Source organism: Pseudomonas sp. ADAK21, assembly GCF_012935735.1.
GTDB lineage: Bacteria > Pseudomonadota > Gammaproteobacteria > Pseudomonadales > Pseudomonadaceae > Aquipseudomonas > Aquipseudomonas proteolytica.
In genome coordinates this window covers 5,045,808-5,060,294 of record NZ_CP052857.1, presented here as the reverse complement: position 1 = coordinate 5,060,294, position 14,487 = coordinate 5,045,808, and the positions used below count along the sequence as shown (strand labels likewise).

The following is a 14,487-nucleotide window of genomic DNA, read 5'->3' as shown; positions in this document are numbered from 1 at the left end:
CTTGGCTGACGGCTGATAAGGGCCGAACTATAGCAAGGGTGCGTCAGGGGCGGTAAGGCAGCGCATGTGCCAAAAGCAGGACTGGAGCAAATGGGCGCAGTGGGCATTCGTGGCGAGGGGGCTTGTCCCCCGTTGGGCTGCGCAGCAGCCCCAAAACCAGCCAACTCTATTTGTCTGAAAAAACTCGGCGAGCTTGAGGGACTGGGGCTGCTGCGCAGCCCAACGGGGGACAAGCCCCCTCGCCACAACAAGCGGGCTCAGGTAGGCAGCCACAGCCGTAGGCGCGCGCCGCCCAAGGGCGAGGCTTGTGCGGTGAGTGTGCCGCCCTGCGCCTCGACGGCCCGGCGGCTGATCGCCAGGCCCAGGCCGAAACCTCCGGTGGCGCGGTCGCGGCTTCGGTCCAGGCGGTAGAAAGGCTCGAAGATCCGCGCGCGCTGTTCTTCGGGGATGCCAATGCCATCGTCATCCACCCAGATTTCGCAGCCCTTGGCGCAGACCTTGACGCCAATCTGGATCCGCCGTTCGCAATAACGCATGGCATTGCGCAGCAGGTTTTGCAGCGCACGGGCGGTAAGGCGCGGGTCGAGGGCAAAACGCTCCATGGCGCAGTCCAGCACCACATCAATCACGATCTCGGGGTTCTCCAGTTCCTCGTCGATGCTGCCCAGGATGCTGTCGATAAACTCATCCAACACCACGTCCACCCGCTCGGGCAGTTGCGCCGGGTTTTGCAGGCGGCTGTAGGACAGCAGCTCCAGCACCAGCTCATCCAGTTCGCGGATGTGCGCCACCAGGCCTTGCAGGCGTTCGCGGCTGGCGGCCGGCTGGTCTTCGGACAGTGCCAGGGCCAGGCCGAAGTCCAGCCGGGTCAACGGGGTGCGCAGTTCGTGGGAGACGGCATTGAGCAAGTCGCGCTGCTGATTGAGCAGGTGTTCGATGTCGTTGGCCATGGTGTCGAACACCGCCGCCAGGCTGCCGATGTTGGAGCTGGGGGGGATGTGCGTGCGCTCTTCCAGATGGCCGCGGCCCAGTTGCGCGGCGGTGGTCTTGAGGCGTTCCAGGTCGCGCCAATGCGGGCGCAGCCATATCAACAACCCGCCCAGCAACGCCGCGCCGATCAGCACGTTCATGCTCCAGTACAGCAGGTTCATGTCCAGCGGGTCGGGCGGGATGGTCAGTTTGACCGCCAACTGCTCATTGAGCGGCGAGCTGATTTCTTCCATCCAGCCCCACTCCCCCAGGCGGATCACCGGTTTGCCCTGCTCCAGCAACCGCTCCTCATCTGGTGTATAGCGGGCGTCCTGGCGATGCATCAATTGCACCTTCAATGGCGCGAAGTCCCGCGACAACTGCTCGGTGACCTCGGACCAGCGCTCCACCGGCCGGCTGTGGTACTGGCGCACGATCAGGCTTTGCAAGCCCCGGGACTGCTCGATGTTGTAGTTCATGTAGCGGTTGTGGAAGACCTCGATGATGCCCATGGGGATCAGGTAGATCGCCGCGCTGTAGGTCACGATGGTCAGCAGGTAGAGACGGATCAGGACGCGGAACATGGTGTCAGCATTCCCACTCGGAACGGCTGAACAGGTAGCCCTTGCCCCACACCGTCTTGATCTTGCGGGCCTCGCCGGCATGGTCGTCGAACTTGCGGCGCAGTTTGGAAATGGCCACGTCAACCGAGCGGTCGGTGCCGTTGAACTCGATGCCACGCAGGCGCTGCAGGATCTGGTCGCGGCTGAGTACGTCACCTGCATGCCGGGCCAGCACCACCAGCAGGTTGTATTCACCGCTGGACAGCTCCACCACCTGGTCGCGCCAGGTCACGGAGCGCTCCGACAGGTCGATGCACAGGTTGCCCATCAGGATCTGGTCATTGGCCGCCTGTGGCTCGCTGAGGCTGCTGCGGCGCAGCAAGGTGCGCACCCGGGCCAGCAACACCCGTGGCTCGCACGGTTTAGTCACGTAGTCATCGGCGCCCATTTCCAGGCCCAGCACCTGGTCATGGCTGTCATCGCGGGCGGTCAGCATCAGGATCGGCAGGCCCGCCGAGTCGGCGCGCAGCAGGCGGCAGACTTGCAGGCCATCAAGGCCAGGCAGCATCAGGTCGAGGATGACCAGGTCCGGTGGATTGAGCCTGGCCCGTTCGCGCACATGGTCGCCACGGCTGAGCACATTGACGTGATAGCCATTGCGTTCAAGGTAACTGGCAATCAGCTCGGACAGCGCGGCGTCGTCTTCGACCAGGAGGATGTTGGGCATGGTGTTTCCAATTAATACGGTTTTTTGTCGTACACAAATCCAATGTGGGAGCGGGCTTGCCCGCGATGGCGGTGCATCAGTCGCCGGATGTATCTACTGACACACCGCTATCGCGGGCAAGTCCCTCCCACATTAGATCGTCATTGATCAGAAGAGCTTGTTAGGATCCACAGCCGTGAAGGATATACGCACGTGCCCCGGCGTGCGCCGTACCTTACATTTCTTCACACACCGCCTACATAGCTTCACAGCACCGGGCCGGGGGCGCCCGTAGGATGCGCCAGTCAATATTGGGATAAGAGCATGTCAAAGAATCTGTTTGCGCCGTTTTGCCTGCTGGCACTGACGTTGGCCCTGGGGGCCTGTGGCAACTCTGCGGACGAAGCCCCGCAAATGCCCCTGGCCAAGGTACGGATTGAAACCCTTGAAGCCAAGCCCCTGTCCATCAGCAGTGAACTGAGCGGGCGGATTGCCGCGCCGCGCATTGCCGAGGTGCGCGCACGGGTCGCAGGCGTGGTCTTGCAGCGGGTGTTCAACGAAGGCCATGACGTGAAACAGGGCGACGTGCTGTTCCGTATCGACCCGGCGCCGTTCAAGGCTGACCTCGACAGCGCCCAGGCGAGCCTGCGCAAGGCCGAGGCCAATGCCTTCCAGGCGCGCCTGCAAGAGCAGCGCTATAGCCAGTTGGTCGAAGGCAATGCCATCAGCGCCCAGGACTACGACAACGCCCGCGCCGCTGCCCGGCAGACCGCCGCCGATGTGGCGGCCAACCAGGCCGCGGTGCAGCGCGCCAAGCTCAACCTCGGCTATGCCACGGTGACGGCGCCAATCTCCGGGCGTATCGGCCGCGCGCTGGTGACCGAAGGCGCCCTGGTGGGCCAGAACGAAGCCACGCCCATGGCATTGATCCAGCAATTGGACCCGATCCACGCGGACCTCACCCAGTCCACCCGCGAGCTCAATGACCTGCGCCGGGCCTTTCGCGCCGGGCATTTGAAGCAGGTGGGCCAGGACCAGGCCAAGGCCACGCTGATCCAGGATGACGGGAGCCTGTACCCGCTGCCGGGCAAGTTGCTGTTCGCGGAGATTTCCGTGGACCCCGGTACCGGGCAGATCATCCTGCGCAGCGAGTTCCCCAACCCGGACCTCGACCTGTTGCCCGGCAGCTTTATCCGTGTGCGCCTGGAGCAGGCGGTCGACCAGCAAGGCCTGAGCGTGCCGCAGCGCGCAATCACCCGCGACAGCGCCGGTATCCCCATGGTGTTGCTGGTGGATGGCGAACAGAACGTCAGCCAGCAACCGGTGGAGTTGGGCGCGGCGGTCAACGATCGCTGGGTGGTCAACAGCGGCCTGAAGGCCGGTGACCGCATCATCGTCGAAGGCCTGCAACACGCGCGCCCCGGTGAAAAAGTCGAAGTGGATGCCAGCCCCGAGCCTGTTGCCCAGGCAGCCGGCCAGTAATCAAAGGGATCAGAGACAATGCCGCAGTTCTTTATTGACCGCCCGATCTTCGCCTGGGTGGTCGCCCTGTTTATCCTGCTGGCGGGCGCCCTCGCCATCCCGCAGTTGCCGGTGGCGCAGTACCCCAACGTCGCACCACCGAAGGTGGAAATCTACGCGGTGTACCCGGGCGCTTCGGCCCAGACCCTGGACGAAAGCGTGGTCAGCCTGATCGAGCAGGAGCTCAACGGTGCCGACCACTTATTGTATTTCGAATCCCAGAGCAGCCTCGGCTCGGCCACTATCACCGCGACCTTCCAGCCAGGCACCAACCCGGAAATGGCCCAGGTCGATGTGCAGAACCGCCTCAAGGCCGTGGAGCCGCGCCTGCCGCAAGCCGTGACCCAGCAAGGCCTGCAGGTGGAGAAAGTGTCCGCCGGTTTCCTGCTGCTGGTGACCCTGACCTCCAGCGACGGCAAGCTCGACGACGTGGCGCTCAGCGATTACCTGGCGCGCAACGTGATGAACGAGCTCAAGCGCCTGGACGGCGTGGGCAAGGCCCAGTTGTATGGCGCCGAACGGGCGATGCGGATCTGGATCGACCCGCAGAAACTCATCGGTTTCAACCTGACCCCGGCCGACGTGAATGCCGCGATCACCGCGCAGAACGCCCAGGTTTCGGCGGGCAGCATTGGTGATTTGCCGGGCACCAACACCCAGGAAATCACCGCTTCGATCCTGGTCAAGGGCCAACTCTCCACACCGGCCGAGTTTGCCGACATTGTGCTCAAGGCCAACCCGGACGGCTCCACCGTGCGCATTGGCGATGTGGCGCGCGTCGAAATCGGCAGCCAGGAATACCAGTTCTCCACGCGCTTGAACGGCAAGCCATCTACCGCCGTCAGCGTGCAGCTGTCGCCGGGCGCCAATGCCTTGAGCACGGCGACCCTGGTGCGGGCGAAGATGGATGAGCTGTCGCGCTATTTCCCTGCCAATGTGGAGTACAAGATTCCTTACGACACCTCGCCGTTCGTCAAGGTCTCGATCACCAAAGTGATCTACACCCTGCTCGAGGCAATGGCGCTGGTGTTTGCCGTGATGTTCCTGTTCCTGCAGAACATCCGCTATACCCTGATCCCGACGCTGGTGGTGCCGATTGCCCTGATGGGCACCTTCGCCACCATGCTGTTGCTGGGGTTCTCGATCAACGTGCTGACCATGTTTGGCATGGTGTTGGCCATCGGCATCCTGGTGGACGATGCAATCGTGGTGGTGGAGAACGTCGAGCGGATCATGGTGACTGAGGGCCTGTCGCCCAAGGAAGCCACGCGCAAGGCCATGGGCCAGATCACCGGGGCGATCATCGGGATTACCCTGGTGCTGGTGGCGGTATTCCTGCCGATGGCCTTTATGGCCGGCTCGGTGGGGGTGATCTACCAGCAGTTCTCGTTGTCGATGGCCACTTCTATCCTGTTCTCGGCGTTTCTCGCCCTGTCCTTGACCCCGGCCCTGTGCGCCACGTTGCTCAAGCCGATTGCCAAGGGCGAGCATCACACCAAGGGCGGGTTCTTCGGCTGGTTCAACCGCCGCTTCGAGCAACTGACCGACCGTTACGAAGGCTGGGTGGCCTATGCCCTCAAGCGCAGCGGCCGCTATTTGCTGATCTACCTGGTATTGCTGGTGGGCCTGGGCTATTTGTTCAGCCGCCTGCCCGCCTCGTTCCTGCCGGTGGAAGACCAGGGTTACACCATCACCGATATCCAGCTGCCACCGGGCGCGAGCAAGAACCGCACGGTGCAGGTGGCCGAGCAGATCGAGGCGCATAACGCCACCGAGCCAGGCGTCGGTGATACGACGATGATCATGGGCTTCAGCTTTTCCGGCTCGGGGCAGAACGCGGCGCTGGCGTTTACCACGCTCAAGGATTGGTCCGAGCGCAGCAGCGACGATTCGGCGGCCTCGATTGCCGACCGCGCCAACATGGCCTTCACCGAGCTCAAGGATGCGATGGCCTATGCCGTGCTGCCGCCGCCGGTGGACGGCCTGGGCACCTCCAGCGGCTTTGAGTTCCGTTTGCAGGACCGTGGCGGTGTGGGGCATGCGGCGTTGATGGCGGCGCGTACCGAGTTGCTGGCGGCGGCGGAAAAAAGTCCGATCCTGGCTAACGTGCGTGAAAGCGCCCTGGCAGAAGCACCGCAGGTGCAGCTTGAGGTAGACCGCAAACGCGCGAATGCCTTGGGCGTGTCGTTTGCCGATGTGGGCAATATCCTCTCCTCGGCCATTGGCTCGGCCTATATCAATGACTTCCCCAACCAGGGCCGCATGCAGCGGGTGGTGGTACAGGCCGAAGGTGACCAACGCAGCCAGGTCGAAGACCTGCTGAAGATCCACGTGCGCAACGAGGCCGGGAAGATGGTGCCGTTGTCGGCGTTTGTCGAAGCTCGTTGGGTCCAGGGCCCGGCGCAATTGACCCGTTACAACGGCTACCCGGCCATCGCCATTTCCGGTGAGGCCTCACCGGGCCACAGCACCGGCGAGGCCATGGAAGAAATCCAGCGCCTGGTCAGCCAACTGCCGGCTGGCCTGGGCCAGGAATGGACCGGCTTGTCGCTGCAGGAACGGTTGTCGGGCTCGCAGGCGCCGCTGCTGCTGATGCTGTCGCTGCTGGTGGTGTTCCTGTGCCTGGCGGCGCTGTATGAAAGCTGGTCGATCCCCACCTCGGTGTTGTTGGTGGTGCCGTTGGGGGTATTGGGCGCGGTCATGGCGGTATCGCTGCGCGGCATGCCTAACGATGTGTTCTTCAAGGTCGGCTTGATCACGATTATCGGGCTGTCGGCGAAAAACGCGATTCTGATCATCGAGTTTGCCAAGGACCTGTATGACCAGGGTGAAGACCTGATCGAGGCAACGTTGAAGGCTGCACGCTTGCGTCTGCGGCCGATCATCATGACCTCGCTGGCGTTTATCCTCGGCGTGGTGCCGTTGGCCATTGCCACCGGTGCCAGTTCGGCGAGCCAGCAGGCGATCGGTACCGGGGTGATCGGCGGGATGATCACCGCGACATTGGCGGTCGTGTTTGTGCCGGTGTTCTTCGTGGTGGTGATGAAACTGGTGCGCAAACGCAAAGATTGATAGCGCCACCCTGTAGGAGCCGGCTTGCCGGCGAAAAACCAGAGAGCGCTCCGGGGCATCAGGATAACCGCGTTATCTTTGATGATTTTCGCCGGCAAGCCGGCTCCTACAGGAATAGGCTATGGTTGCTCACCAAACCTGCATTTGTGAGCACCATGCCCTTTCTCGCCCGAACCCACCCTCGCCTGTCCGCCGCCGCCGTCCTGGGCCTGGCAATCGGCATCCTCGCGCCCTTCGATTCGATCCTCACCAAAATCCTGATCGGCTGGAACGCCGGGGTCTGGACCTACCTGATACTGATGCTGCGCCTGACCATCAAGGCCAAGGCCGAAGACGTCAAGCGTATCGCTGAAATCGAGGACGAGAACGCCGGCCTGGTGCTGTTCATGGTGTGTATTGCCGCGATTGCCAGCCTGGCGACGATCGCCTTTGGCCTGGCCGGCAGTAAAGACCTGGGCACTGCCGAACGCCTGCTGCACTACGGCTTTACCGGGGTGACGGTGATTGGCTCGTGGTTGCTGATCGGGGTGATTTTCAGCGTGCATTACGCCCGCCTCTATTACACCTGGGAGGGCAAGGAGCCAGCGCTGCGTTTTGCCGAGGGGCCGCTGACACCCAACTACTGGGACTTCCTGTACTTTTCTTTCACCATCGGCGTCGCCGTCCAGACCTCGGACGTGGGCGTCGCCACCCGCGACATGCGCAAGGTGGTACTGGGGCAATCATTGATCGGGTTCCTGTTCAACACGGCGATCCTGGGTTTCTCGATCAATATTGCCGCCGGACTGTTCGGCTAACCCCTAACAACGTCCACAAAAAAAGGAAGCCGAAGCTTCCTTTTTTTGTGGGTGGGGGTCTTAGAAGTCGTAACGAATACCGAAGTTGACACCCCAAGGCTGGTCGATCTTCTTGCCTGTGCTGGTTTCAAAGTCCGCGTGCACCTTGACGTTCTGCGACACCGACATGGCAACACCGGCGGCCAATTCAACCCGCGAACCCGACAGGTCATTGTTGAAGCTTTGATCGTTGATAAACACCTTGTTGCTCTGATCAAACTCATGGGCCACAGCAGTACGCAGGTAAGGCTGCAGCACACCGCCACTTTCCAGCTGGATGTTCTTGCCCGCAGTCACACCCACTTTGCCGACCACGCTGCTGGAGCGATCACCTTTGGCCTTCAGGCCATTGGACAGCTCATAGCTCTGCGCCTGGGTGATCGTGGCCGACAACTGACCATACGGCTCAACGAAGAAATCGTTATCCAGCTTGATGTGGCGACCGAACTCGGCCGACGCGCCCACGGCGTTTTGCGTGTAGTTGCCCTTGGCTTTTTTACCATCACTCATGGTCACGTCGTTCTCAGTGTGCAAGCGGTTAAGCTTGGCCACACCATCGAAGTACAGACCACTTTCAGCGTCCAGCCAGGTGGCGTAACCACCCACGTAGTAGCTCTTGACCTCGCCACTGCTGCCTCGGGTCAGGCTCAGGTCCGAGGTACTGTGGCCGCCCATCACGCCGGCAATCCACTGACCATCACCACCGGACAACGGCGCGTCGGCACCGATGGTAAAGCCCTTCTGGACCTGCTTGTAGCCCGCGCCGTTCTTGTTGCTCGCCACGTCGAATTTATTGCCGTAGCTGCGCATCCACAGGCCGTTGCCAGCGCCTTCGCTGAAGCGTAATTCGCCCATGCGCGTACGCAGGATGCTCATCTCCCCGTACAACACGGTCGGCGCGCTGTTGAACAGGGCGAGTACCGAGTGGGCGCTGGTGCTGGTGCCGCGACGGGTCGGGTCGAGCAACCAGTCCGTGCCCTCCTGCTTCAAGCCATAGGCATAGGCGCCGACGTCCACGGTGTCACCCACCAGGGAAAAGTGCGCATCGCCGCCTTCGGTGTGCACAACCTTGATCGGCTCGCCACGGGCCATCTCCGAGCCGGTAGCGGCCAGCATCAGGCTGTGCTGCCCCTCAGCCTTGCCCTCGACGTTGAGGAAGTCGGTCTGGTGGGTGGCAAAGTCGGTGTGCATGATGAACGTGCCCTCGCCTTCCAGGCTCTTGACGTTCAATTGGTAGAACTCATCTTCCCCGCCGAAGTGCACGGCGCCGCCGCCCATCTTCAAGGCGTCGACCTGGCTGTCGCCCACCAGGACCCAGTGGGAGGCATCGTTCACGCTCAACTCGGCGACATTTTTCAACTGGCCGGTCAGCCAGGAGCCGTTGTTGAGCTGCACCTTGGCGCTGCTGCCATCCTCGACAACCACGTCGCCCACCAGGGCGCTGCGGTCAACGTTCATGTTGGCGGTGGAGCCACCGGTGACTTCCAGGATGTTGCCGTTGCCGCCAGTCAGGGACGAACCGTTCAGCACCTGAATATCAGCGTTGGTACCCGCTCTTGTCAGGATGGCAGCACCGTTCGTACCTACCACGCTGGAACCGTCCAGCAGCAACGCACTGTCCATGATTCCGGACGATCCGTCGACGGCCATTTGCACGCCGTTGGCGCCACCTACAATTCGGCTATCGGTCGCAAACGCTGTCCCGCTCATCAGCGACAGGCCCATGCCATTGTCGTTCGTCGCCTCGATATGGGAACCGCTGAAGTCCAGCACACTATAGGCACTGGCGCTGGCCCCACGGTTAGTGCCGGTAATCGTGCTGTTGATGACCTTGACGCTGGAACCATCAGTGCCGCCCAGTGAGCGGCCGGCAATCAGGCCGGTTCCATTGTTGTGGATGAGATTGCTGTTGCTGACCAGTACATTACTGCCTGTGGCGCGAATAGCGGCATCTGCCGTGCTGCGAGCAATGACATCCGAACCGTCTACACGGATCTGGGAATCAAAAGCGACGATGTCCTTGGTCAAGCTGCCTGGCGTGACCACCAGGGTTGCGGATTGGGCACGGATTTCCAGGGTTTCGGTACCTTGGACGGTCAGGCCAGAACCTGTGCGCAGCTCAAAGCGATCCGGCGCCGGACCTGGGCGCACATACTCGTCGGGCCCCGTGACGACACGGGCTTCGGCTGCATGGCCGAGAAGCATAAGAAAAGTGACAGTGTTGGCCTTCAATGCGAGGCTCAACGGTGATGGTTTGAAATTGAATACGGATGGCATTTAGCGGACCTCTGGGTTGGCGTTCCAATTCGCAAGAAACTGGCCGGTTCCAAACTGTGTGGGACCCTGCCAAGCGAGCGGTGCTAACGGTATCCAGAGTACTTACCGCTTTATGTAGGATTATCCTTAAGTGTGCTTGCGGTCGTGGCTCAAGGCCTTTAATCGTCGCCAGCTGATTCCTGGCGTCCGCCGATCATCCACATCAAAATGCCAAAGGGGAGCAATGCTCCCCTTTGGCAACAGCTCAAAAGATCAAGACGCCGGCGCGACCGTTCCATCGCAAAAAAACGTAGTTGCACCGCCGATCTGATGCCCACGCACTCGCGGTGTAGCGTCAGAGGAGTTGACCGTGCCCGAGGGCAGAACAATGCTGTAGTGAATCCTGGCTGAACCGGCAAGCCGGTCATCCATGGTCGGCTGAATCGGCTTGAAGAGAGTGAAGTAGTCCTCCAACTCGATCTCGAACCCAAGGTTGATCATCGCCTGCGTCAGGGGCACCGAAGCTTTGCTGCCTGCGACGGCGGGAACTTCAATGGTGCCCGCATCATCCCGGTAACCCCGCCAATGCACGGTAACGATCATATTCAGCGAGAAATGCTCCGAGGGCGGAACAAACACTACGATGTTGCCGGGGGGCGGCCCGACTGGCCTGAAGGTGCTGCAGTTGATAGTCCCCATGCCGCCGCCGACAAGGTTTCGAACGATCGGAGGCGCCAGGAATATGATGTTGGCTGTAACCTCCACCTGTGTGATGGGGGCCTGTTGTCGATTCGAACTGCCTGCGGCACCGATGGTGTAATGCACCCGCTTGGTACCGTTGTTATGGTTAGAAATGACGTTCCAGGGAATCTGCAACTGGACGACCTGATTGGCGATACCGTTTGCGACAAACAGCGAATCCACCAGTTCGCCTTCGTAGTAGAGGTAGATGGTAAATGCGCCGGCATCCGGAGTCGGCGGTTCGTCCCAGAGTGTGATATAGGCATTGGCTGGCCGGTTTGCGTGTTCGGGTAGCAACTCATTGGGCGATCCCTCGACGCCCGTTGCATCCTCACCCCTGACCACTACCGGGTTCAGATCTGGGTTGACCGGATCCGGCTCGTTAGGGTTTGCTGGCCCAACTACGAAAAGGTCAAGGTCAGTTGTTGCGGTCAGCGTCGAAGGGTAGCTGACCGAACGACGCATTACCGCGTAGGACGCCGTCATCGACAGTAACCCTTCAGTGGCGCCATAAAGCAGAGCCAGCGTAGGGAATGCAACATGTACCTGCAGCGGGAAGGTGTTACTGCCCAACGGCACGTCGGGCAGGGTCACCGTACCCAGGGATGTGGTCAGGGTCACACTGATCATGTCCCCTTCGTCGCCGCGCAGAAAATTACTATAGGCAGGTATGCGGATGATGGCGCCGTTGAGCTGTGCGACATCACTGCGATCAATCAGCAGGTCACCGGGAACCGCCAGATCAATGGTTGGAGCGATGAAATTACTGGGCGCAGGAAACAACCCTACGTCAAATACAAATTGGGATGACAACCTCGCAGGGTTGCCTGCCGCGTCGTACAACTCATAGCGCAAGCTACGTAGCCCGTCCGGGCTACCCTGGACGACCGACAAGGGCAAGGGGAAGCTCAAATCGGCAGGCAGAACCCATTTCGGATCAGTACTGGCTGCCGTAGGCAGATAAGGCGTATCCGAATTGTTGTAATACGCTAATAAATAGTCTCCAGGTGCGCGCCCGTTTGCCACATAGTCAGGAACGCGAAACATAGCCGCTTGATTGGGTAAACCCTGGAAGTAAGCCAATGATGCGGGGGTCGGCAGGCCTGCTGGAGGTAGGGGAGCGGGAATCGGCCCCACGTGGCTGTAATAGGGAGGCGCGAGGTCCACGATCAGCAATTGCGAATCTGACTGGGTAGAATTTCCGATATTGTCGACGAACAGTTCATACCTGATAAGGTGCGCGCCAGGTGGACGCCGAGCCAATGCAATGTTGACCGGCACCCCGCCCGCTGCAGGTGAAGATACGGTAAATGTCGTAAAGGGTTCGGACGGCTGAGGGTCATCCAATGGCCACATCCAGACTCTGACGGTGTCTGGAAAATTTGGATCGGTGCTGAAATCATCCCAACGAGGAATTAAAAACTCCATTGTCTCTTTAAGTGCGGTGTTGCGATCAATCAACCCGGGAAACCCCGGAACCTGACCTTCATAGGTCCCCGCGGGCAAGCTAAGAAGTGTGTTATTTGTCGCGCAACGAGTTTGGAATCTTTGGATGGTTTCTAACGTTTTCCTGTCCATTTTCTTCTCCAACGCTGATTGAGTATTACAGCTTTTTCAGGGTGTACAGCAGCACCCAATGCAAGTTGCAAACGGGCTAGCCTCTTGGGCACTGGAGTAACTGCATACTTTAAAAACAACGACAATAGTGCGATCAAGCCAACATCAAGACTTAGTTGCTCTTGTTTCCGATAATGGTTGCCACGCCGTCGTTTGAACACACAATGACATCGCCTAACTTACAATACTGACCTGAGCCAGCGGACAGCAGATCAACACGAATCCTTCTAGGCAGCGACTCACCTATGAGGGCCCCGCCACGCCTCACCTGATACCAGGCCCGAGCCGAGCCGTAATTACGCATCGGCACGACTTTTTCCTCATAGGGTGCGACCCGGAAGTGCAATCCATTCATCAAATCTGCGTCAGTACTGAATGTTTTGCTATCGTCATACCTTGATTCTTCAATAACCGGCGGTTCCCAATTGTTAACCAGGAACCCTTCCCAAAAAAAAGTCACCACATCATTAAGTTCAAAGCGATCATCCGGCGCCAATGACCACTCTACTCCCAGGAATATTTCGGGTTTTGAACAACACCCCAAGTAGCCAGCGGGCCCCACTAAAGTATGGTTTAGAAGTGGAGCCGGAAAAGAAATCAATGCACCCGTATTTACGTTTACCAGCGCATTGTCCGATTGCTGATCATTCACGCCATTACTGGTGGTGTAATACACCGGCAATGCTGGGTGAATAAAACCCGCCATCACCGCCCAGGGAATAACCGTGGAAAACACCAATTGCCCTGCTACATCTCCCAACTGCACGGTGTAACTGGCAACCGGCCCGGTGCCATTCCAATAAAACCGCAGAATCTCTCCAGGCAGCGGGTTTTCATAAAGCAAGACGCGGGCACGGGCTCCGGCGGGATTGTCATTGTGGTTGACGACGTTCTGGGTGTTGGAAACAAGCCCCCAGACTTGCGGCACGGGCAAATCCGGATTGAACAGTGCCGGTGCATTCGCGTGGTCCTGTCCGGCGACCGTGAGGTTCACATTCACCAGAATATTGAACGAAGGAAATGGCGGCAGGCCACCTCGAATAATCTCATAGCGTACCGGTACCGCTTCGGGCACCAACGGATCGGTCAGCGGGCCACGCATAACAGCCCATGGAACCTCGACATCGGTGGGAAAACCGTTGACCGGATGCCTGACAGTAGGACGGCCTTTCCAATACACAATGACTTCATCCCCCGCAGCCCAGTCGGTGTAGGAACCTATGCGGACAAATACGCTGGCCCTGGCGTCTTCGCGATTGATCAGTAAATCGTCATAACGAGGAGGCACGATTTGCGCAAGGGGCAACTGCCCCGGCATTGCAGTCAGCGCCAGCTGAAATGGCAGGCCGGCACTGCGGTCGCTGAAGTTGCCCGCTTTGTCAAAAACCCTGAAAAAGACGTAAGCGTCACCATTGCTAAGCGTACGAAAAGCGGCTGCATCCAGGGTGGCAATCAACGGATCAGCGCTGGACACCAGTTCATAAACACCATCTTCACCCGCAACCGGTGGGTTGGCTAAATTGGACAGGTAGAAATGAATCGTGTCCCCGTCATTGCGCCCGCTATAGGGCGGAACGTGCAGCGCCACCTGTGGATGACTGGCCAAGTACGCCTCATCAACTGCGGGTGCAGGAGGCACAACAAACGTCAGTTGGTCGGCGGGGTTTAATAATTGCGGCGCATCCATGTCGACCGTCAGTGTTCTTTTAGGGTTGAGTTCGCTGCGCCCACCAAACGAATCGGTGACTGAATAATACAGTTCGACGGGCCCGGACTGTGCCCGTAGCACCAGCAAAGGAATGAACAGGGTGTACATGTCAGGTACCGGTGGCGGCGGCGACTGAACAATGATCGAGTCGCTGTAAACCACAGTGCCTGCGCGCTCCCAATAAATCATGAGGATATGGGGGGTATCCAGCGGCTCAGGGGGCGGTGTCCACATGGGAACTTGCACTTGGAGCGCTTTGAGCATCAATGCTGCGGGGATCAGCCCATTTGGGTCCAGAGGGTCCACACCAGGAATGGTCATCGGAAAAAGATTCAACACACCTTGCTCTGGTTGAGTGACCACAGCTTGAGTGGTTGGCTTGGAGGTGCCGGACATGACGATTACCTCAACGATGAAACATGAAGGTGCCAGTGACTTAAGGATCGACTGCTGGAGAAATTAAACGCCTGATTTGCATTGTCCGTAACTGTCAAAACT

Annotated in this window: 8 protein-coding genes; 3 read left to right on the top strand and 5 right to left on the bottom strand. The window is 59.7% G+C overall.

Going from position 1 to position 14,487, the window contains the following annotated elements; genetic code table 11:
- Positions 1 to 257: 257 nt before the first annotated feature.
- Both HKK57_RS22865 and HKK57_RS22860 read right to left on the bottom strand, forming a co-directional pair.
- Complete coding sequence (locus HKK57_RS22865) at positions 258 to 1,553, bottom strand: ATP-binding protein (RefSeq protein ID WP_029291532.1); 1,296 nt, start codon at positions 1,551 to 1,553, stop codon at positions 258 to 260.
- A gap of 4 nt (positions 1,554 to 1,557) precedes the next feature.
- The gene (locus HKK57_RS22860; protein ID WP_169390823.1) at positions 1,558 to 2,259 is read right to left on the bottom strand and encodes a response regulator transcription factor; all 702 of its coding nucleotides are present in this window, start codon (positions 2,257 to 2,259) and stop codon (positions 1,558 to 1,560) included.
- 303 nt (positions 2,260 to 2,562) lie between these two features.
- Between HKK57_RS22860 and HKK57_RS22855 the strand changes: the two genes are divergently transcribed.
- The 3 genes from HKK57_RS22855 to HKK57_RS22845 all read left to right on the top strand — a co-directional run bounded on the left by HKK57_RS22855 (position 2,563) and on the right by HKK57_RS22845 (position 7,628).
- On the top strand, positions 2,563 to 3,720 hold the full coding sequence (locus tag HKK57_RS22855) for an efflux RND transporter periplasmic adaptor subunit (protein WP_154905976.1): 1,158 nt from the start codon (positions 2,563 to 2,565) through the stop codon (positions 3,718 to 3,720).
- Positions 3,721 to 3,738: 18 nt separating this feature from the next.
- Complete coding sequence (locus HKK57_RS22850; protein WP_169390822.1) at positions 3,739 to 6,831, top strand: efflux RND transporter permease subunit; 3,093 nt, start codon at positions 3,739 to 3,741, stop codon at positions 6,829 to 6,831.
- A gap of 155 nt (positions 6,832 to 6,986) precedes the next feature.
- A complete protein-coding gene (locus HKK57_RS22845; RefSeq protein ID WP_029291526.1) occupies positions 6,987 to 7,628 on the top strand; it encodes a DUF1345 domain-containing protein in 642 nt (213 codons plus the stop codon).
- Between the two features lie 60 nt (positions 7,629 to 7,688).
- Here HKK57_RS22845 and HKK57_RS22840 read toward each other — a convergent pair whose 3' ends face one another.
- From HKK57_RS22840 to HKK57_RS22830, 3 genes are all read right to left on the bottom strand, one after another.
- Complete coding sequence (locus HKK57_RS22840; protein ID WP_169390821.1) at positions 7,689 to 9,944, bottom strand: autotransporter outer membrane beta-barrel domain-containing protein; 2,256 nt, start codon at positions 9,942 to 9,944, stop codon at positions 7,689 to 7,691.
- A 252-nt stretch (positions 9,945 to 10,196) separates the two neighbouring features.
- Positions 10,197 to 12,242 carry a hypothetical protein gene (locus HKK57_RS22835; RefSeq protein WP_237150436.1) on the bottom strand — a complete coding sequence of 682 codons (2,046 nt, stop codon included), beginning with the start codon at positions 12,240 to 12,242 and terminating at the stop codon, positions 10,197 to 10,199.
- Positions 12,243 to 12,393: 151 nt separating this feature from the next.
- Positions 12,394 to 14,385: a hypothetical protein gene (locus HKK57_RS22830; protein ID WP_169390820.1), complete on the bottom strand. Its 1,992-nt coding sequence runs from the start codon at positions 14,383 to 14,385 to the stop codon at positions 12,394 to 12,396.
- Positions 14,386 to 14,487 lie beyond the last annotated feature (102 nt).